15 protein-coding genes are annotated in these 21,402 nt (G+C 56.0%); 10 read left to right on the top strand and 5 right to left on the bottom strand.

Annotated features, from left to right (window positions below; translation table 11 throughout):
* Positions 1–204: 204 nt before the first annotated feature.
* Positions 205–1,236 carry a tetratricopeptide repeat protein gene (locus Pla100_RS29255; protein ID WP_231603777.1) on the bottom strand — a complete coding sequence of 344 codons (1,032 nt, stop codon included), beginning with the start codon at positions 1,234–1,236 and terminating at the stop codon, positions 205–207.
* Positions 1,237–1,263: 27 nt separating this feature from the next.
* Complete coding sequence (locus tag Pla100_RS29250; protein WP_231603776.1) at positions 1,264–4,290, bottom strand: hypothetical protein; 3,027 nt, start codon at positions 4,288–4,290, stop codon at positions 1,264–1,266.
* Between the two features lie 111 nt (positions 4,291–4,401).
* Between Pla100_RS29250 and Pla100_RS29245 the strand changes: the two genes are divergently transcribed.
* Entirely contained in the window at positions 4,402–7,002 is a 2,601-nt protein-coding gene (locus tag Pla100_RS29245; protein ID WP_231603775.1) for a hypothetical protein, read from the top strand.
* Here the strand turns inward: Pla100_RS29245 and Pla100_RS29240 are convergent.
* Positions 6,999–8,390: a DUF4832 domain-containing protein gene (locus Pla100_RS29240; RefSeq protein ID WP_146582760.1), complete on the bottom strand. Its 1,392-nt coding sequence runs from the start codon at positions 8,388–8,390 to the stop codon at positions 6,999–7,001. The two genes, Pla100_RS29245 and Pla100_RS29240, sit on opposite strands and share 4 nt — an antisense overlap.
* Positions 8,391–8,566: 176 nt before the next feature.
* On the opposite strand from Pla100_RS29240, the gene Pla100_RS29235 reads away from it, so the two are divergent.
* The 6 genes from Pla100_RS29235 to Pla100_RS29210 all read left to right on the top strand — a co-directional run bounded on the left by Pla100_RS29235 (position 8,567) and on the right by Pla100_RS29210 (position 15,447).
* A complete protein-coding gene (locus Pla100_RS29235; protein WP_146582757.1) occupies positions 8,567–9,628 on the top strand; it encodes a glycosyltransferase family 4 protein in 1,062 nt (353 codons plus the stop codon).
* Positions 9,629–9,631: 3 nt separating this feature from the next.
* Positions 9,632–10,375: a glycosyltransferase family 25 protein gene (locus Pla100_RS29230; protein ID WP_146582755.1), complete on the top strand. Its 744-nt coding sequence runs from the start codon at positions 9,632–9,634 to the stop codon at positions 10,373–10,375.
* A gap of 30 nt (positions 10,376–10,405) precedes the next feature.
* Positions 10,406–11,305 (top strand): alpha-1,2-fucosyltransferase, encoded by a 900-nt coding sequence (locus Pla100_RS29225; RefSeq protein WP_146582752.1) that lies wholly within the window; start codon positions 10,406–10,408, stop codon positions 11,303–11,305.
* Between the two features lie 274 nt (positions 11,306–11,579).
* Positions 11,580–13,355, top strand: coding sequence for an RAD23 family protein (locus Pla100_RS29220; RefSeq protein ID WP_231603774.1), 1,776 nt, complete (start codon positions 11,580–11,582; stop codon positions 13,353–13,355).
* 319 nt (positions 13,356–13,674) lie between these two features.
* Positions 13,675–14,991: a PHP domain-containing protein gene (locus Pla100_RS29215; protein ID WP_146582750.1), complete on the top strand. Its 1,317-nt coding sequence runs from the start codon at positions 13,675–13,677 to the stop codon at positions 14,989–14,991.
* A gap of 3 nt (positions 14,992–14,994) precedes the next feature.
* Positions 14,995–15,447 (top strand): hypothetical protein, encoded by a 453-nt coding sequence (locus tag Pla100_RS29210; protein WP_231603773.1) that lies wholly within the window; start codon positions 14,995–14,997, stop codon positions 15,445–15,447.
* Between the two features lie 260 nt (positions 15,448–15,707).
* Here Pla100_RS29210 and dusB read toward each other — a convergent pair whose 3' ends face one another.
* Positions 15,708–16,766, bottom strand: coding sequence for a tRNA dihydrouridine synthase DusB (gene dusB / locus Pla100_RS29205; RefSeq protein ID WP_146582748.1), 1,059 nt, complete (start codon positions 16,764–16,766; stop codon positions 15,708–15,710).
* Positions 16,767–17,128: 362 nt separating this feature from the next.
* Between dusB and Pla100_RS29200 the strand changes: the two genes are divergently transcribed.
* The 3 genes from Pla100_RS29200 to Pla100_RS29190 all read left to right on the top strand — a co-directional run bounded on the left by Pla100_RS29200 (position 17,129) and on the right by Pla100_RS29190 (position 20,741).
* Positions 17,129–18,037, top strand: coding sequence for a dihydrodipicolinate synthase family protein (locus tag Pla100_RS29200; protein ID WP_146582745.1), 909 nt, complete (start codon positions 17,129–17,131; stop codon positions 18,035–18,037).
* Positions 18,038–18,089: 52 nt separating this feature from the next.
* Positions 18,090–19,367, top strand: a complete 1,278-nt coding sequence (locus tag Pla100_RS29195; RefSeq protein WP_197168332.1) for an FG-GAP repeat domain-containing protein — start codon at positions 18,090–18,092, stop codon at positions 19,365–19,367.
* Between the two features lie 144 nt (positions 19,368–19,511).
* On the top strand, positions 19,512–20,741 hold the full coding sequence (locus Pla100_RS29190; RefSeq protein ID WP_146582743.1) for a pyrophosphate--fructose-6-phosphate 1-phosphotransferase: 1,230 nt from the start codon (positions 19,512–19,514) through the stop codon (positions 20,739–20,741).
* Here Pla100_RS29190 and Pla100_RS29185 read toward each other — a convergent pair whose 3' ends face one another.
* A complete protein-coding gene (locus Pla100_RS29185; protein WP_146582741.1) occupies positions 20,742–21,281 on the bottom strand; it encodes a PD-(D/E)XK nuclease family transposase in 540 nt (179 codons plus the stop codon).
* Positions 21,282–21,402 lie beyond the last annotated feature (121 nt).

The following is a 21,402-nucleotide window of genomic DNA, read 5'->3' as shown; positions in this document are numbered from 1 at the left end:
CGAAATCCCCGCCAGCAAATTTGGCGTTGCATCATTCGACGCTGACCGACAAAAGAAAAGCCTCCCCCAAGCGATTCTCCACTAAAACTTCAAGCTGCTCTCACCGACTTGTGTGGTACAGTGAGCTTACGCAGCGGGTTACGAAAAAAGTGCAATTTCAAAACTCACGCTTCGGGTTACCAAAACAACTAAACCAACAGGCCGCTAGCCGCTTAACCCTGGGTAACGCTGCTGCAGTTCGCCGCGAGCTTGGGCTGCTCGATCTGGTTTGCCGACTTTGGTCCACAACTCGACGAGCTGCTTGAGCGCCTCGACGTGTGACTCGGCGTGCATCGAGTACATTAACTGAGTGTGCAAGTAAGCGAGCAACGCGTCTTCGTCTTTTCCGGCCGCGAGGTATGCCGCACCGAGGGCATTGTAAATTTTGGCATTCGTTTGGGTGTCGGTCGGGTTCATCGTCTTGATCAATCCGTTGACCATCTCGATCGCTTGATCCACCTGACCTTCCTGAGCGGCGACCACGGCCAGCGCCGCTTTGGCCAAGGTTTGAAAACGCTGAGTTTCCGCCGTAGCCGCTTTGATGCCCAACACTTTTTCCAGATCGGCTTTCGCTCCGGCGGTATCTTTTGCGGCCAACTTGACCATCGCACCTTGATAAACGGATTCAACTTTCATATCCGCCGACGGGGAACGCAGCATGTAGCCATAGAACTGGGCTGCACGTTGGAAATTGCCGATCGCCTTGGCCAAATCGCCGAGCAACCTGGTGGTGGAATAGAAATGGTAGGAGTTTGGGTTTTGCTGAACAAACGACATCGCGGCCGCCGTCGCTTGAGCCAAGTCGCCTTGTCCCGACAACGCCATCTCTCCTTGCGAGAGCGCCAAGTAGAACTGCGTGTCAGCCTTCATTTCATCGCGACCGAGTTTGGATACGTCGATTTGTTTTAGCTCACTGAGGGCTTGGTCGTATTGGGCGTCCATGATGAAGTCTCGGGCCCGCGTCAGTTCCGGCGGATCGCCTTGGAACGACACTCGCCGGATCTCGCCGACGGGAAAGTTCTTGTCCTTGCCGCCGATCGTCATCACGATTCCGTCTTTGCTGATCGCCTTGATCTTGCCGATCTCGACGTCACCACTGGTGGGATAAAGGCGATCAGTCTGCGCCGAAGCGATTCCTACCCAACACGAAATGGTCAGTAGCACGACCCACGGGGTCAAAAAACGAGAATTAGCCATAGGATTATCAGAGAGTGAAAAGGTAGATCAAGCTTGAGGCAAGCCGGTGACCGGTTCGCCGGCGGCTTGTTGAATTTGTTTTAACAACGCATCAAATTTGGCTCGTTGTTCTTCGCCGCCCATATCGGGATACAAGACAACCAAAGATGTAATGTCTTTGATCGCTTGCTTGGTCACAGCCGCATCACCGGATGCTTTACCTTGCAAGTAACGACAAAGCGCGACGTGATAGCGGGCGTTGAAAAATCGCTCGCGGAACGCCGGGTTTCGCTGTGCCATCTGACTGATTTTACCCCAGCCCCAAACGATTTTTTCCTTGCCGCCGCTGAGGGCCGAACGATAGGCACTCGGCGCGAACTTCGGAGGCAAGGTTGCCGCCCACTGCTCGTACGCCAAGGCTGCTTCTTCCTGGGCATCGATCATCGTCGGTTTGGCGGTCAGAATGACTCGGAGTTCTTTCAACGCATCGGAGTAATTACCGCGCAATCGTTCGACTCTTCCGAGCATAAACCGGATCGATTCGGGCGCGTCCGGCTTGTCTTTGAGTTCGTTAAACGTCTTGGCGGCCGTATCGAGTAATTGGGCCGCCTGACCTTCGGCTTTGGTCTGCCCAGGCGGGATGGCGGACTCGGCCATTCCCAACAAGGTTTGCCCGACCCATTGCAACGTCGCATCGTCGTTGGTGATGTCGGAAATGCGAGCGAGGAAGATATTGAATGCGTCGATCAATTTGGCTTTGCGATCCGGAGTGGCACTTTCGATCTGTCCGCGAATGTCCGCCGCGAGGATTCGGAAGGTTCCGATCAACTTGTTTTGACCTTCATCGCCTTTGGCGGTCTTGCGAAGTTGATCGATCGAATCGGACGCTCGTTTGAGAAGTTTTTCGTTGTCGCCTGAGGACGACCCGTTCGAAGCTGTCATTTGGCCAACGACGGCTTGCAGTTCAGTTCGGTAAAGGTCGAACAGGAAGTCTTCGGATTCCTCTTTCAGTTTTTTGGCTAACGTGATCGCGCCATATTTGGGATGGTCGATCACCTTGACGGCTTCGTCGGGCTTGTCCTGCCGCAGATGCACCTTGGCCAGGACGAGAGCGGCTTTCATCGCTTCTTCCCCGGCGAGCCCGTCGGTCAAACCGTTGAGACCTTTGGTCAATTGGTCGGCAGCTTTCGGCAAGGTGGCGTCGGCTTGAGGCTCTTTCTTTTCGCCGCGAAGACGCAACGATTCGTTCCAATAAAGCTGTCCGAGCAACCGGCGGAACTTCGCCTGTTCGGTGCCTTCGGGCATTTCGTCGACGAGTTTTTGGGCTTCCGGGAGGTCGCCTTTTTCCATCACCATCACGATCATGATGCCTTGAGCGGATGCGGCTTTGGGATCGTCGGGCCATGTTTTCACCAAATGGGCACCGAGCGTCCGCAGTTGCCCGACCCAGTGATCGTTGCCAGACCCTTCCGATGAGATGATTTGTTGGGCCGAACTGAGAGCCATCAATCCACCACGCAACCCCACGTCGGTTCCCGGTGCGAATCGGGACAAGAATTCGCCGACCACAAAACTATCTCGAAACTGCTGTTCTTGTAAAAGCAAGAAGGCGAGGAATTGACGAGCTTCGTTGGCTTGGTCCGAGGCCGTTTCCTGGTTGATCATGGCCAGCCCGCGGCGCAGGATCACGATACCGGTTTGACGCGCTTCGGAGATCGACTTCTCCAACGCTTGGACCGGTTCCGATTTAGGATCCTGCTTTTTCATTTCGGCGAGTTGATCGCTCAGCGTTTGAACGGACTGGATCAATTGCCGAGCTGACGCGATCGCCTCGTCAAAGCTCTTGGGATCGTCGGCGGTCGGCATCTCGGCAACCTCTTCGGAAGCCGCCGAATCGATGCCGAGTTCTTCGAGAAGTTTCGTCGTCGCGTCGACGTGCGTGCCGGGAACTTTTTTCAGATCGATTAACAACTTGCGGGCATCGGTTGTCGCCCGTTTTGCGTCGTTGGGTTTGGTGCCTTTGGCTTTGCTCTTGGCAACGTAGGCGCGGGCCAGTTCCAAACGCAGGTCTTGGGCGGACTGCAATCGCTTTTCGTTCGGACGAAGCGTCTTTTCGATCGGCTCACCGGCCTTGATCGCCTCGTCGAATTTCGGCTCTTTTTCGGTCATGTGCAGATGCATCATGCCAACGGTCGCACCAATTTTGGCTTCGCGAAGTTCGTCCGCATCGGACTGTTCGAGCATCCGCGTGTAGCTTTCGAGCGCCGGGGCTCGTTTGCCGAGCGCTTGTTCGACTCGGCCGCGAGAATAAAACGCAGTCGCTCCCTGAACGTAGGCTTCGTATTTTTCGCTTAAGTCGGTGTACAGCGCGAGCGCCTCTTCGAGTTGCTTCGTCGCATTCTTGGCCGGGTCGTCGAACGTTTCGGCGGCCATCAAGCGAGCCTCGCCCGCGTTGTGTTTGGCCATCAAGAACTCGAAACGATACTGTTCGCGAAGGGCGGCTTTCTCGGGTTCCTTTTGAGCATCAATGCGAGCTCCTTTCATCGATTCCAGTTTGCCTTTGAGATCTTCGATGATGTTGTCAAACGTGGTCGAGGCGGCCTGGTAGAGCTCGCGGGCTTTTTTGCGTTTTTCATCATCGACGTCGCCGATCATGAACTGAGACGCGCGGAACATCCGCAGCTTGCCCAGTTGCGAACGGGCTTCGCTGGCGCGAGCGTGGTTGGGATGGTTTTTCAGGAACGTTTGCAGTTCGTTCTCGGCGTTCTCGAACCGTTCATCGCGTTGGGCCGCAGTTCGCGCGACGACGGCAGCGTCAATGTAGGTGGTGGCTTTCTCAAGGGGCACCGAGGTGATGAAGTCGGAATCCACGCCTGGGTACTGGTCGATGCGATCGAGGTAACTGATCGCCAGATCGAAATACTCCGCCGCCCGCAGACGTTTGACGAAATCCGACGCAGGTTCGCCTTGGGCCGTCGCGGGTGAAGGATTCCAGCCAATCAAGCCGATGAACAGAAAAAGCCAACCAACTGGGCGTCGTGAAATCATAAGATTGAAGGAAGTCGGACGAGGCATAGGGGGCTTCGAAGAAGAGACAAGCCGAAAAAAGTCGTCGACATGTTTTCGGAAGAACCACTAGGTTAAAGTGCTCGTGCCGTCCTAGCAACCTTTTAAGGGCAATCTGCCATGCGAATCCCCAGCCAACTTCATGGCGAACCACTTTATCGGAGCAAGCGGAGGTCGGGACACGGCCGATCCCATACGGGTGGTGATTCGTCCGGCTCGCGTGGCAAACCGCCGGCAGACCAATCTTGGCGGCGGGTCATCCGTCTGGTTGTCGTCCTCGCGTTGGTTCTGGTGCTGATGCGAGAAGCGGGCAAACCGACCGCCTACGAGGTGTTCTTCCCGAGTACGCCCCAGCGGGTGGCCTCGGTCGTCGATCCGACGGATTTTTCCGAACAAACGCCGACAAGCGACGGGGAAAGAATAAGTGGTGGCGACTTTCAGTCGCCAAAACCAGAAACGTCGACTGAAAGTCGACGCCACGTTGAGAAAGCGCTCGCTGAGGATCTTGCTAAGCTCAGCGACCAAGAACTCACCGCGAAACTCGCCGCTTGGCTTGCTGACGTATCGGCACCGAACGATCGGGAGCCGACCCAGCCGGTTCCCGGTACCGAAAAGCTTGAGTCCAGCGGCGAGATATCCCCCGACGAAATGACGATCGCAATGGCGACCGCGATCCAGCAGGAATTGATCCGCCGGGTCAAAGACGGCTCGGTTTGGCGAGCGGCGGACACGCCGGCGCTAATGGCAACATTGGCGATGCATCGACCTTCCCCGCGTTTTGCTGAATTGCAACGATTCGCGTTCGGCGGCGAAGTCGCGGGCGTCCTGCCCTTGCTACAACAACCGGCCGTCTATCTAGGACAAGGCGTGATCGCCCGGGGCGACGTCGTGCAAGTGCAACGAATCGATGCCCCAACGAACTCGTTCGGCTTGACGCAGTACTGGAACCTTTGGTTGATGCCGCAAGACGCTAGCTCGCGACCTTGGCTGGTGATCGTTGCTGAATTGCCGGTCGAGATTTCGGGATTGGCGGGTGGGCAACCCGACGCGGGCACCGATCACACTTGGTCGGTCACCACGCCGTACCCGATGGTGAATGTTCGCGGCGAGTTCATCAAGCGATTGTCCTATCAATCCGCCGCCGGTGCCGAACTCACGCCGGTCGTCGCCGGACACGTCGAATCGATTCGAAGCAATGGGAACCCGGCTGTCATCATTCCTGATGGCACCGCGACGGCTTCGCATCGCGATCCCTACGATGGGCCGCCGGTTGCCTGGGTGATTGCCTCCGCGATCGCGTTGGGGTTGGTGTTTTCGATTTGGGTGATGTGGAGGACGTCCGTTTTGAATCGACAATTGCGAGAACGACGTGGCCGTAAACCGGTGATCTTGGAAAGTTGGCTGATCCTGTTGGGATGCTTGATGGGATCGGGAACGACGTCGCAAGCTCAGTCGGTGATGGACCTGTTGCCGGGATTCGAACCTTCGCAATTGGGTTCCATCGCCTCGCCAGTCAAAACGTCCGCAAACGATCCGATCGAAAGCCTGGATCAGTTGACTTGGAATGCCCGCGATCTTGCAAAGCTAATTTATCGATTCGATCGCCTCGATGACGAGGTGCTCAAGGCCCGCCGATCTCAACTCGGCTCTGATTTCGAGCCCAACATCGGTGATAGCATTTTGATCGACGGGACCGTGATCGAAACTCAGACGCTCGACGTCCCTGACGAACTGGTCGACATCCTGGAGTTTGAAACGATGTCGATCGTTCGATGGCAAGGCGAACAAGGCGAACCGCGTGTCGTGGCGTTTCGATCACTTCCGATTGAATTGCAAGCCGGTGATCGGTTGCGGGGCTCCGGTGCAATGATCGGTAAACAAGGCGAGAGTTTAATTGACATCGGCGGACGGTTGGCGTGGACGCCCGCCCAACCGACCTCGCCCGCCGCCGACGTGCTGGCGAGTTCCGGCGTGGACCTGAGTCGTCTTTCGGAGATCGCCGATCTGGATCGCAAGCCGTTGACGTCGACCGATTCGTCAGTGTTCTTTTCCATGATCGGTGTCGCCGATCGAGTCCAACGAGTTGGCATCGACACGGAACTCTTGGCGAAGATTCAAGCGATGCAATCGCAAGTCGTCGTGGCGTCGCCTATCGATCTGTTGCAATCCCCGCGACAGTTCACCGGCCAGTGGATCAGTCTGGATGTCGAAACCGTCCGCGTCACTCGCGTCGCGGTCGAATCAACCCAACGACAAGACGAGATCGGGGCACCGTTTTACTACCAAATCGATGCGATCGGCGATCTAGGCAGGGTTCAGTTGAAGATCGAAGTTCCCGACGGACCGCCCGTCGTGATGGAGAACCGGTACCCGGTCACGGTCGTGACGGCGACTTTGCCTGAGTTCCTGCTGCAGGCCCAAGGTAACGATTTCGTCACCACCCAAACCGTTCCGATCCGCGTCGAAGGTTTTTTCTATCGGTTATGGAGTTACGAATCCGATTTCATGAAGTCCCGTGGCGGCAAGCAGTTTGCTCCGCTCGTCATCGGTGGCGTGATCGAAGACCGGCGACCGACGTCGTCGGATCCGATCGGCGTGAGTTTGATCGGCAAAGTCGCCGCGATCAGCATCATCGCCGGCATCATCGCCGTGGCCATCTTTGGATGGGTAACCCGACGAGGTGACCGAGCGTCACGAAAACGACGGCTCGAGCAGAACTAAATTTCGATCCGTCCGAGCGTCAACCACCCGGCGAGCGTGGCGTCCTGAGCCGCATTGGCAAAGCCTAACGATTTGCCGCCGGGCAATGGATTGACCACTCGCATCAACACGAGGTACTCGCCCGACAAACCGCGCGTGTCGACCGAAGCTTTCAACGTGTGATTGCCCGGCAGATGACCTTTCATCGACAAGTCATCGACGACGAGTTGCCGAACCACTTCGCGGTTACGAACAAAAGCAACTTCGGTCGGCCAATCCGCATAGAACGGGGCAACTCCTTGATTGGTCAGTTCCAATTCAACGCCCATCCGAGAGGGCTGCTTTTCGAATCGCACCTTTGCGATGAAGAGGTCATAGCCCATCCGCCGCACTTCCCGCTCGGCGTTGGCTTTGCGATCCCCTGGCGGGACTTCACGAAACATCCCGGTGTCCATCAGCCAGGTCGCGTGGGTTTGACCAATACACTGCCGAAAGTCTTGAGTTCCGTCAGCCCATTGATCGGGACGATCGAAGACTTTTCCCCAAGCTTCCGGTCGAATTTCGCCACCGATCGGCTGTGTTTTCCATTTGTTTTTGGCTGCATCGCCGGCGGCAGTTAATGCCGGCATGTAGTACCAACTGTCCTCGGGTTTGCCCGTGTCCAGCGTTGCCCAAGCGAACGAGTCATCGTGATATCCGAACGGTCGCGAAGCGTTTTCGGACTGATAACCGTGGTTCGGCCCGGCCGGATATCGCAACAGAATGGGCGTTCGCTTGAAGGCCTGTTCGTAGGCGTCAAGGACTAACTTCTGGGTTTGGCGACTGGCCCAAAGATCGTTACGCGGATAGGTGTGCCATTCGCCCCAAGTGCCGAGCAATCCGGCCGTGATGTATCCCAAGCGCGGATCGCCGTCGTAACGTTCACCGAACGCCGCAATGAAATTTTGAAGGGCTTTGCGAAGTCGCGGGTCTTCGTAATCGGGTGTGGCGATTTTGGCCGGCGGAAGCGGGGCGGTGTTTTCGTTGAGGTACCGGTGAACTTTCAGGCCGTCTTCGATCAAATACTCGGGGATCCCTTTGTCTTTGCCCGGGTATTCCAAATAGATTCGAATAACAGCTTGATTGCCTCGCGAGGCGATATCGTCGAGCAGGTCGTCGAGCGGTTTCCAATCGAATTGACGCTCTCCCTTCATTAAATCCGAGCACGCCAAGTAACTAAACTCCATGCTATGAGGAAACCGACCTGAGTGCGGGCGTGAATACGGCACGAGCCCTTTCAGCGGATTGTCGACACGGCTCGGAGCGGATTCCAACGTGTAAACTTGCGCCCATGTCGACTGAGGCATGAAAGTGACGACGACGATGCCCAACAGGACGCAGCGAAAGAAATTCAAGATTCGACTCACCATAAAAAGGATCGTTCTCAGGATACAGTAGTGGACGCACAGGATACATCGTCGAGATCGAGACTTCCAAAGCCTGGAATCGCAATTGACGCAGATCCGCCGAGCCGCCTATATCTCAGTTAAGACGGAGTTCCGAAATGGGTTTTCGGACACGACGCGACCGAATATGAATGTGGGCGATGATCGGAACACCAGAACTTTTTGTCACCAACTTTCATCGCCGTTTTACTGGGGTTTCGGCGACCGCCGATGCGGTCGTGTCTCAACAGAACGGTCGATTCAACATGAAGTTAGTGGGCGATCCGTTACCATCAGGCCCACAACCGCTTTCCTACCGACAGGCCGTTGCATTAAGCAGACGTGCCCCCATCGATCATCCTTTCGCCATTTGGCACGTCCGCCGCAATCAAGAAATGATGGCGGCGATCGTCGCGAGGGATGTCTTGCGTTTGCCCATTCGGATTGTCTTCACATCCGCCGCACAGCGTTATCATTCGTACGTTCCTCGCGCGATGATCGCCAAGATGGATGCGGTGGTGGCCACGACTCAAAAGGCTGCGAACTATGTTCCCCACGTCGCGGACGTGATTCCACACGGGGTGGATACGCTACGCTTTGAACCTGCCGAGGACCGTTCGATCGCTTGGCGTTCGCTGAACTTGCCGGGAGACCATGGGATCGGCATCGTGGGTCGCATTCGGCCCGAAAAAGGTACCGATCGCTTCGTCGACGCGATGTGCCGATTATTGCCGCAACGCCCAGGGTTCACCGCCGTGATGCTGGGCCGCGTCATGCCATCGGACCAAGAGTTCCAAAAGCAATTGCAACGACGTATCGCCGATGTTGGGCTGGAAGATCGCATCGTTTTTATGGGCGAGCAACCCAGCTCAAAGATTCCGCAATGGATGCGGTCGCTGTCATTGCTGGTGGCGCCAGCTCGCTATGAGGGATACGGCATGACCCCGCTCGAAGCGATGGCTAGCGGCGTGGCGGTCGTCGCAACCGATACCGGGGTTTATCGATCGATCCTTCAAGACGGGGAAACCGGATATGTCGTCGACCTCGATGATCAGGTGGCTCTCGAAGAGGCCCTGTTCGCCATCACGGCCGACCCGGACCAACTACTGCGAATGGGCCAAACCGCTCGCCGATACGCCACCGAACATTTGTCGCTCCAAGCCGAAACCGATGGGTACTCACGCATCTATCAGGAACTGTGGCAAGGCCAAACCTTCGAGTAACTCATGCACCCAATCACCGGATTCGTTATCACGCTCCGCCGCGCCTCGGCTCGGAAAGCCCAAGTCGACCGTATTGTGGCCAATTGTCCGGTCGATTGCCAAATTGTCGACGCGGTCGACGGTCGGGAATTGAGCCAGGCCGAATTCGAAAACGTCTACTGCCCAAACTTGCATCGACCACGGTATCCGTTCGAACTCAATCGTGGGGAAGTAGGCTGTTTTCTTAGCCATCGCCGACTGTGGCAACGAATGATCGACCAGAACTTGCCACAAGCCTTGATCATCGAAGACGACGTGGATTTTGAACCGACCATGTTTTCAGCATCACTCGCGTTTGCCCGCGAGCACGCGATCGACGGTGATTATGTTCAGTTCCAGGTGCGTCCTCTGAAAGGGACGGCGCACCTGATCGCGACGGACGGCAATGTCCGCATGGTATGTCCCGAGATTACGCCTCTTCGTACTTCCGCCCAATTGGTCACTCTAGGAGCCGCCGCGAGACTGTTGCAGGCGACCGCCCGATTCGACCGACCCGTCGATGCGTTCCTTCAAATGCAGTGGCTGACGGGCGTTCGGATGACCGCAGTGGATCCATCGAACGTCCAGGAAATTTCGCAACAAATTGGTGGCAGCACGATTGGTTCAAGGCGTCGCACTGATCTATTCCAAAAACTTCGCCATGAAGTCGTCAGACCGATTTATCGTTATCAGATTGCTGCCTTGTCACGCCGTCACGCCGCAGCATGATCCCTGCGAGTCAAAAAGGCTAATAAGTTTGTGATTACTGTCCGACTTTCCGGTGGCCTGGGCAATCAAATGTTTCAGTTCGCCGCAGGTTTAGCACTTTCGCTACGGCATGACACCGGCATTGAACTTGATGCCCGTTCTTTTGAAAGAGACCGACTACGCAAGTTTTCGCTATTTAACTTCGGTCTCCGTCCCACCACCGCAACCGAAACACTGAAGAAATGGCCGCCCGTCCGCCGTGGCTTGGTCAATTTCCCATGGTGGAAGATTCGGCACGGGATCGGAGTCCAGTATGTCCGGGAACGTGGGCCGATCTCGCAGGAAAACATAGCTCAGATTGGGCCCTCGGCTTATCTGCATGGCTACTGGCAAAACGAACGCTATTTCGCAGATCACGCGTCGGAAGTCCGCCGTGCTCTGCGAATCGTCTCACCGATCGATCCCACCAATCAGAAATGGTTGGATCGAATTCGAGATCGCGCCGCAATCTCTGTTCACGTTCGGCGCAGCGACTACACGACCGATGCCGTCAATCAAAACCTGTACGCCACTTGTGACCTGAACTATTACGTCAACTCGGCTGAGTATTTAGCGGAGAACATCTCGTCGAAACCGTACTTTATGGTATTTTCGGACGATCCCGAATGGTCGGCCGCTAACCTACGTCTTCCCGGCGAGGCGGATTTCGTTGCCCATAATTCCGGCGACGCTTTCATAGAAGACCTTCGATTGATGTCTGCATGTCGGCACCACATTATTGCTAATAGCACCTTCAGCTGGTGGGGAGCTTGGCTAGGGGAGAATCCCGATCGCACGATCGTGGCTCCTGCGAATTGGTATCGAGACGCAGTTCGGGATCTCAACAATCCGATCCCGCCGAATTGGATTCGTATCCCGTTGATGGCAAATGCCGACGCTGCATCGATGTAACCGGCGATACAGGATTTGCTAACAAACAAGGATCCCGCCGAAGATCCCGCCGAACTCAGGCGAATCCGCCAAACACGATCAGCCACAATTCCGATCAACGTGTTCGGCTCGGGGGATGGGATATCGAATCCGTTCAAAATGCCGTTGTTGCGGGTGTGGTAGTTTTTGTAGGCTCGCGCGAACCACGGCTCGTCGTTTCGCCGCAACAGGATGTTTCCGCGAACCGCCGATCCTTTGAAAATCCTCCAAGCGACTTACCACGCAAGGATGCGTCATGCACGCCATCGCCTATTTGCTCACCCCCACGCGACGACCGTTGAAGGCCCCGATACGAGCGGGTCGATTGGCGTATTGGGCCGTGCTTTGGGCTGTTTTTGGACTCAGTGCTGGATGCCAAGGGAAGCGGCTCTTCAACCCGCTGGCTTCAAGGTCGGGGATCGACAGCTCGCCACCGTCCATGCACGGTCCGGCATTGGGCAAGTTCCACCATGATCCTTCGGGGGTACGCGTCACAAGCGAAGACGCACTTCCGGAAACCGATCTGGCACCGGTCGAGCAGCGTTTGGCGACCGCGAAAACCGCCATCACGAAACCGGCCACCACGACGCCACCGGCCCGGCCGGTTTCGGCTCAAGCAGCATCAACGCAAACCGGGTCAACGCCGACGCCCTCCTCCCAAAAGACGTCATCCCAAACGGCCGCCGCCAAACCGAATCAAAATACCGCGACTGATTCGTCTGCCGCAGGCTTAGTGTCCGCCGCAGGTTCAGAGATCGAACGAACCACCTACAGCGAATCGGTGGCGTTGGATCCTAGCGAGTTCGGCCGAGCAGCGAATCAGTTTGAAGTGCCGTCTGAATATGAAGGCGTCGATGTCAGCGCCCTGATGAAAGCACTACAGGACGCTCCTCCGGAAGTCCAAAAGGCCGCTGTGGGTCGCTTGATCGCCATGTCAAGACAACGCGCCAAACCGACGACCCAACCCAAGGCGATCGAAGACGCACTGGCGGCTTCGTTCGATTCACTGCCGACGCTTCCCGACGAAGTCATCGATCGCGGTATCAGTCCGCGGAGATTGGCGGCCTCGCAATCGGAAACCGCCGAAAGCAGCCCTCCAGGAACAACCGCACACGAGATGACCTTCTCGGATCAAAAGCCCGTGCAACCGATTCCAACCGAATCCGCGTCGTTGGACCAATCTCAAGTTTCGCAAGCGGCGATGGAACAGCCCGTCACCGCCCGACCGAAAAATGAATTCGATCCAACAACGATCGAGAAGGTTTCCGCCAATCAGCCCTCGTCCGATGCCTCGCAAAACGATGGGTCACTCGATCATTCGATCGATGCCCTGACCGATGCACAGCTTTTTGATGCTTTGGTCGCGCGGCTGCAAAACCAAGTCGAAGGTGAAAGCGAAGCGGATCGTCATCGACGCACGGTGATGACGAGGCATCTGATGGTCCTAGCCGGTGATCCAGATCGGGCGGTCGAAAAGATTGAAGGACTCTCCAACGAAGAACAAGAATTCCTGCGACACCAATTGCTCGGTCTATGGACGATCATTGATCCCAACGGCCACCCCGTGCCTAGCCGTCGGCTCAGTTCGGCGTTGCCGGAGATGCGAAAAGCGACAGGCTTTCTCGCCGCCGCGAGCGATTCGCTCGAAGTTCGTGGCTTGCAGTTCTGTACCGAAATCGAAGCCTACGGCGAAGTCACACCATTCCCCGAACGACGATTCGAACCGGGGCAGGAAGTGATCCTTTACTGCGAAGTCGAAAACTTCGTCGCCGCCGATTTGAAAGAAGGTTTCGAAACGCGGTTGCAAGGAAGTTATGACCTGCTCAACCGCGACGGACGACGGGTGTCGAGTCAAACATTGCCCGAAGATCGCCAAGTGACCAACAACCGTTTGCGAGATTACTTCGTCGCTTATCAAATGTACCTCCCCGACGCGATCGAACCAGGACGTTATCAATTGCGTTTGACCATGGAAGACGTCAACGGCAAGAAGTACGGCCAATCAACCATCGACTTCGAAATCAAACGCTAGCCCGGTTGATTCACAACGCGACGCCTGAGTCTTGAAGTTGCGATTTTGCCTGTGGAATTGGTTTATCGTAACCCGAAGCGTAAGCGAGGGATGAGTCAATATCAATTATCCCTCGCTCACGCTTCGGGTTACGAAAAAAGCGCAACTTCAAAACTCACGCGTCGGGTTACGATTGCATCAGCACGCCCTTATGCGTCGGGTTGCCAAAAGCAGCCAGCTAGCCAGGTAGCGAAGCACTCGAGTTAATCGGTTATGATAGGTTCCTTTGGTAGTTCGCAACCTCAGGAGAAACCTCATGCGCCGTTGGATTCATTCTCTCATGTTCGCCCTTGCTTTGGCGGGACTGAACGATCGCCCGGTTGACGGGCACGACGGCGTATCAAGTCAATCCAATGCGTCGACGGATCACGCTCACTCGCACGATCTCGGTGCGATGGACTCGAGCGACCCGATCCCGTCCGATCCGCCGATGCGGTGGTGGCGAGGGAATCTGCACACGCATTCGTTTTGGAGCGACGGCGACGACTTTCCTGAAATGATCGCCGAGTGGTATCGCACCCACGATTATCACTTTCTCGCATTGTCGGATCACAATGTGCTCAGCGAAGGCGATCGCTGGATGGACCAATCGGCGATCGAAAAGCGTGGTGGCAAAGAAGTGATGAACAAATACCGTCAACGATTCGGTGGTGGCTGGGTCCAGACTCGCCAAACCAAAGACGGCACGGGTTTCCAGGTGCGATTGAAACCCCTCAGTGAGTTCGGTCCGTTGATGCAGCAACGTGGCCAATTCATCTTGATCCCTGGCGAAGAGATCAGTGACTGGGCGGAGGGCAAACCGGTTCACATGAACGCCACCAACTTGCAGGAACCGATCCAGCCCTTAGGTGGTAAAACCGTCGCAGAAGCGATCTCGAATAATCTAAGGGCAGTTCAAGATCAGGCGAAACGCACCGGTCGCACGATCATGATGCACCTGAATCACCCCAACTTCGGCTACGCCGTCACGGCAGAGGATCTGGCTCAAGTGATCGAAGAGCGTTTCTTTGAAGTGTACAACGGCCACCCCAGCATCAACCACCTTGGCGACGACGAGCATCCATCGGTCGAACGGATTTGGGATGTTGCCAATGCGATGCGCTTGGGTGTACTGACCGCCGAGCCGCTGTTGGGCATTGCCACCGATGACAGCCATCAATATCACGGTAAACCCGGCGGCGCTCATCCGGGTCGAGGTTGGGTGATGGTTCGGTCGAAGTATCTGACGCCTGAGCATTTGATACTCGCGATGCGCCGCGGCGACTTTTATGCCAGTAGCGGGGTTCATTTATCCAAGCTCGACTTTGATTCGGCCGCGCGAACCCTATCGCTCCAGATCGAAGCCGAGGCCGGTGAAACCTACAAGACCGAATTGATCGCGACCCGGCAACCCGATACCGCCGAAACGATGCCTGCGGCCGATCAAATCGGTGTCGTGTTGGCAGCGCAAACGGGCACCGAAGTTGTCTTTCAGATTCCCGATGACGTCCTGTACGTCCGCGCGGTGATCACGTCCGATCAACCGCCTCGCGACCCGTCGTTCGAAGGCCAGTTCAAGCAAGCATGGACTCAGCCGGTGGGTTGGCGGAAACCCTAACCCATGGGCAGCCCGCTGCACTATCCGGCCGACGACGCGAATACACCGGGTAATCGGGGGTGGTTGGGTACGGTCCTCGTCGCACTGGGGTATCTATGGGCGGGACCGAACACGATCGTTGCCGTCGCGATCGGGTTACTGTTAGGTGGTCGCTTTGAAACCGTCAATGGCGTCATCGAAATCGAGGGTTCGCGAATTGCTGCGGTCCTGTCGCGATTGCCGGTGCCGGCCGCAGCGATGACGGTGGGACATGTTGTGTTCGGCCGCGACCGAGGTTGGTTACAGGTCACGCGAAATCATGAACGCGTTCACGTGGCGCAGTACGCGAAGTGGGGACCGTTCTTCATTCCCGCTTACCTATTCCTGTCGGCGTGGTTGTACGCACAAGGTAAAGACGGATATCGCGGTAACCCGTTTGAAATCGAAGCGTATGCGGTGGACGAACCGAAGGACTGACTAAGCAATCGTTCCGAAAGAACTTCTTGATCTCCTAACACGACGCGTCACTGGCTGTTGATTTAGTTTGCATCGTAATCCGACGCGTAAGCGAGGGATCATTGATATGGACTCATGCCTAGCTTACGCAGCGGTTTACGATTCGATTGCTCGACGCGAATACCGAAGTTATTTCCGAACGGTTCCGAAGACAAGCACAGCTTTGGTGAAGGGCGGTTGCAAAGAAGGTTTATGTTTAAGTTTAAGTTTATGTTTAAGTTTCAACTTGACTGCAAGTTACTTGGCGGCGGGCATTCGGTTTTCGGGTCGGCGATCGGGAAGTATTCTTCGACCACGGAATAGAATTCGTCGGCGGTGGAGACCTTGGCCACATGAGTTCGGAAGTACCTCGCTCCGTGCTTGCCTTGGGCGTAACAGCACGCGTACTTTCTCATCAATACCGTTCCCTTTTCCTCGCCGAAACGATCGACGACGAGTTGGTAGTGATGCATCATCACGTCCCGTTGTTGTTCCAACGTTGGTTCGGGCGGGATCGGATCACCGCGAAGAGCCGCAGCGGCTTGAGCGAACAACCAGGGTCGTCCCAAACATGCCCGGGCGATCATCACGGCATCGACGTTGTATCGCTCGAAGGCCGCGACGACTTTTTCGGCGCTGTCCAAGTCTCCGTTGCCGATCAGCGGAATATTTTTCAGGTGAGATTTGATCTCGCTGATCCGCTCCCAATCAGCATTGCCACGAAACATATCCGCTGCGGTTCGCCCATGAACGGTCAGCGCGGCCGCCCCGGCTTCCTCGACGACCTTGGCAATTTCATTGCAGTTGATATTGCTCGGGTGACACCCCAAGCGAATCTTTGCGGTCACCGGTGTGGGCGAACATGCCTCAACGAGTCGGCTGATGATCGCGTGCATTCGATTGGGCTCGCGCAACAGATAGCTGCCGCTGTGCGCTTTCTCGGTCACCTGACGGACCGGGCAGCCGAAGTTAATGTCCACGACGCTGACCTGATACTCTTCGACCAATCGCCGGCCGACCTTGGCCATCGTTTCGGGGTCGTTGTCCCAAATCTGAACGGCCAACGGGCGAGGTTCATCCGCCACGCCCCACAGCCGATCAGGATGCTCGGCTTCGTTTTCGTCCATCCAAACGAACCCGCGGGCGTTCACCATTTCGGTAGCAAGTAATCCCGCGCCTCCGAAATCACGAACGATCTGGCGGAACGCAGCGTTGGTGAACCCAGCCATCGGGGCTTGCAAGATCGGCGGATCAATCACGAGATCACCGATGCGAAGCGGCGCGACAGAGGTGCGAGGCATGGGGACGAGCGTGAGGGGTGCGAGACGGTCAAATGCGAACAAAACGAGCTTAAAGGATGACATAGGACGCCCGATTTGACCAGTCTTCGTAGGAAGAATCCTTTCTCGGATCTGATCGCCGGCCACAGCAAGAACCAGTCAGTTCGATCGCAACTGATTCCAAACTACCGCCCCAATAGGAATGCCGAGCGTTGCCATAGGCGGAGCATTCTGCGGGAACTCGAAGGCCGCTCCCACGGCGGTCCGCGGCACGCGAACGGGTTCATTGATGACGCGTTGGGGCGGATTCAAACTTAGGCTATTCTATCGCCGAATGTTTCCGCGAGTTGTTTCTCGCCACTCCCTTTCAACTCGAGCCACCGATGAAAACTGGTCCCTTCAACGCTGAACTTTTGTCGCAGTCCGTCTTCGCCGTTCCGCCACTGGCCCGAGACGCCGAGTACGAAATCGACGCAGACGAGAATGAAAAGATCATCCGACATCTCGAAGGCGGCGGTGTGCGGTCGCTGCTTTATGGCGGCAACGCTGTGCTGTACCACACCTCCCTGGGCGACTTCGAAAACACGCTCGCCATGATTTCAGACTCCGCCGGTTTGGACACCACCGTCGTTCCATCGATGGGACCGTCATTCGGCATCGCTCGCGACCAGATCGAAATTTTGCGAGGGTTTGATTTCCCGACCGTGATGATGTTGCCTTCGCGTGACATCGTCGATTCGGTCGGCATCGCCACGGGGTTGCGAATTCTTGCTGAACAACTCGGCAAACCGATCGTCGTCTATTTGAAACATGATCGTTGGCTCGCGTCCAAGGAAATTGCGGCCCTGGATGCCGACGGTGTGATCTCGTGGATCAAGTACGCGGTCGTCCGCGAAGACCCTCGCCAAGATGACTACCTGCGCGAAGTCATCGACGCGTTTCCAGCGTCACGGATCGTCAGCGGGATCGGTGAACAACCCGCGATCGTTCACTTGAAAGACTTCGGCATTACGGGTTTTACGAGCGGTTGTGTTTGCGTGAACCCAGAACAAAGCATGGCGATGTTGGGATCGATCCAGTCGGGCGATATGGAAATGGCGGAATCGATTCGCTCCTATTTTCAACCGCTCGAGCATCTGCGAGACACGATCCATCCGATTCGAGTGTTGCACTACGCGGTTGAAGCTGCCGGCATCGCTCAAACCGGCCCGATCCAACCGATGCTCAGCGACGTCGGCGAGGAAGTGCGATCAAGGGTCAAGGCCGCGTTGGCACAAATGAATCTCGTTTAATTCGAGCGAATGCACCGAGGCAGCTTCGGTTCAGTTTCGAACGTAGTGAATTTTGCAAACACTCGCCCGACGCGGCTTATGGCGATCCAATACGCTAGAATCGAATCCTGACAAGACACCGGGAACCGTAGTGGACGAGGCCAAGAATCCAATGCACGTTAGAAACTCACTCGATGCAGTTGCAGTCATCCTCTGCATTTTGACCGCTTCGACTCAACTCGAAGCCGGCGAGCCTCCAGTCGCGTGGACCAAACATGTTGTCACGCAAGGGCATCATTGCAACACGGCCGTGTATTTGGACATCAACCGCGACCGGCGAATGGATGTGATAGCGAGTTTCGACGGAAAGGTCAGCTTGTTCGTGGCTCCCGAGTTTGAACACGAGATCGTCCTGCATCATTTTGAGAACCGGCGAGGTGCTTGCATTCACAGCGCCGTGCTCGATGTCGATGACGACGGAGACATGGACTGGGCCGGTGCGATCGCTAACGAACATCCATTTTGGTTAGAAAACCCAGGTAACGAAACGAGTGGTCCCTGGCGGGCTCGTCCTATCGATCATGAGGTCACTGGTATCCACTGTTTGTTGGCTACGGACATTGACAATGATGGTAAAGACGACTTAATCATCAATAATTTCGAGCCAGAGCAAGGCATCGGCGACTCGATCGCTTGGTTGTCAGTTCCCGAAGGTGTGAAATCGGGCGAACCGTGGACGCGACACGTTTTTGCCGATCGCGATGCCCGAGGCGGAAGCCACTACATGGGTGCCGCAGATACCAACGGCGATGGATGGAAAGAAATCGCCGTCGGAGCCAAGGGGGCTCCCTTTGCCGACGGCAACTGGTTCGCGTTTTGGACGCATCCTGGCTCTAACTCGATGACAGGTCCGTGGAAGAAAACGACGATTGCCGTCGAGCAACCGGGCGCTACAAACATGACAGCGGCAGATATCAACGGTGACCGCAAGATGGATTGGGTCGCCACCCGAGGCCATGGCGTGGGCGTGATCTGGTTCGAGAACCCGGACTGGTCGATGCACCGGATCGATGACGAGATCCGAGAGCCGCACAGCCTCGCGGTCGCCGATTTCGATGCTGATGGAAATGTGGACGTGGCGACTTGCGGCTACGGAAGCGAGAGGGTCATGGTCTATCTCAATGATGGCCGTGGAAACTTCGAAACCCAAACGATCGACACCAATCAACAGAGCTACGATTTACGCGCCGTCGACATGGACGGGGATGGCGACATGGACCTGCTCAACGCGGGCCGCGCGACTCGTAATGTAGTCTGGTACGAGAACCCTTCGTCGTCGGTTGGTCGCTAGCCAATCCGTTATCGGTCGCTAGCGATGAAATGGCATCCTCAATAAAAATAGCGTTGACCAATTTAATCGTTTCCATAACGCTGTTGACCTAACTCATCAATCACACCCCGTTCGCTGGTCGGACGGTCGCCGGGAGACGAAACTATGTCGGTCAAACGAGTCGGAATCCTCACTGCGGGCGGATTGGCGCCTTGTCTTTCGTCCGCGATCGGAGCTTTGATTAGCGAATACACGCGACAAGCTCCCGAGGTGGAAATCGTCTGTTACCGGTCCGGTTACAAGGGACTGCTCTTGGGCGACAGTTTCCTTGTCACGCCGGAGATTCGCGAGAAGGCGTCGATCTTGCACAAACACGGCGGTAGTCCGATCGGCAACAGTCGCGTCAAGCTGACCAACGTTGCCGACTGCGTCAAACGTGGCTTGGTGAACGAGGGCGATGATCCGTTGCAGGTCGCCGCCGAGCGATTGCAGTCCGACCGCGTCGACGTTCTGCACACGATCGGCGGAGACGACACGAACACCACCGCCGCCGACTTGGCGGCATTTCTAGCAAAAAACGAATACGACCTGACCGTCGTGGGGCTACCCAAGACGATCGACAATGACGTGATCCCGATCAAGCAAAGCCTCGGCGCGTGGACCGCCGCCGAAGAAGGGGCAAAGTTCTTTGAAAACGTAGTTGGCGAACACAGCGCTAACCCACGGATGTTGATCGTTCACGAAGTCATGGGACGCAATTGCGGATGGCTGACCGCCGCCACCGCAGTGGCCTATCGCAAACGCTTGGATGCCATGAACTTCGTTCCGGAGATCGGGTTGTCGCGTGAACGAAAAGAGATCCACGGGGTGTTTGTTCCCGAAATGCATTTTGACTTGGCAACCGAAGCCGATCGATTGCGAGCCGTGATGGACGAACACGACTGTGTGAACTTGTTCATCAGTGAAGGTGCCGGGGTCGATACGATCATCCAAGAAATGGAATCACGAGGCCAGACGGTGCCGAAGGATGCGTTCGGTCATTACAAACTCGATGCCGTCAATCCAGGAAAATGGTTCGGCGAGCAGTTCAGCAAGATGCTCAGCGCCGAAAAGACACTTGTTCAGAAAAGTGGTTATTTCAGCCGTGCCGCTGCCGCCAACGAAGCCGACATTGCTTTGATCGGCAAATGCGCCGCAAAGGCGGTCGAGTGTGCTCTCGCCGGACAAGGCGGCGTCATCGGCCAAGACGAAGAGCAACGGGATGAACTGCGTGCGATCGAATTCGATCGCATCAAAGGCGGCAAACCGTTCGACATCTCGTCCGAATGGTTCGGCAACCTTCTTGCCGAGATCGGCCAGCCCAAAGGGCAGGTCGTTCAAACGCAGCACGCGTAGCTAGGTTTCCTTGCGAAGCCGTCGATGCAGCTCATTCTCAAGATCCGTCAATTCCGTCGGGCTTAGCGCCAGCAGTTCGCTCGTCGAACTGACCGGTAGTCCGTTGAGTTGCTGCAACACCTTAACCCGTCCTGACATTTCTCCTCGCTCAAGTCCTTGTTCGAGCCCTTGTTCAAGCCCTTGTTCAAGCCCTTGTTCAAGTCCTTCAAGCCGAGCTTGCTGGGTATGCGCGCGAGCGTCACGCTCCATTTTCAAGCGGGCATCGTAAAAAAAACGTTCTTTAGGATTTCTTGCAATCATTTCGAGAATCCTCACTGCTTCGGTGAATACAGGATCAGGCAAACGTTGCCTTAATTCGTTTCCGCTAAGAAACTTGGCTTGGGTAAAGAAGAACAGCCACTGTTCCATGGCATCGGTGACGATTCCATTATTCACAGGTGGCGTGTACTTTGGCAACTCAAAAAGATAAACCTGAAGACAATCGGTCAACGAAAGCCCCTCGGTGGATCGCATTTCAAATTGGTGTCGTAATGGCTGCACTTTAGGCGATCGCCTTCAGGCGGGCTAGGTTTCAGACCGCCAATGCCAGCAGGCGTTCGATTCGGTCGTGGAATTTCGTGTTGTCAGGTACGTCGGGCAGATCGATCAAAAATGCTTCATG

It is taken from the genome of Neorhodopirellula pilleata, from assembly GCF_007859915.1.
Classification (GTDB): Bacteria; Planctomycetota; Planctomycetia; order Pirellulales; family Pirellulaceae; genus Rhodopirellula; species Rhodopirellula pilleata.
The sequence above is the reverse complement of the archived record's forward strand: the minus strand, read 5'-3'. Positions and strand labels throughout refer to the sequence as shown.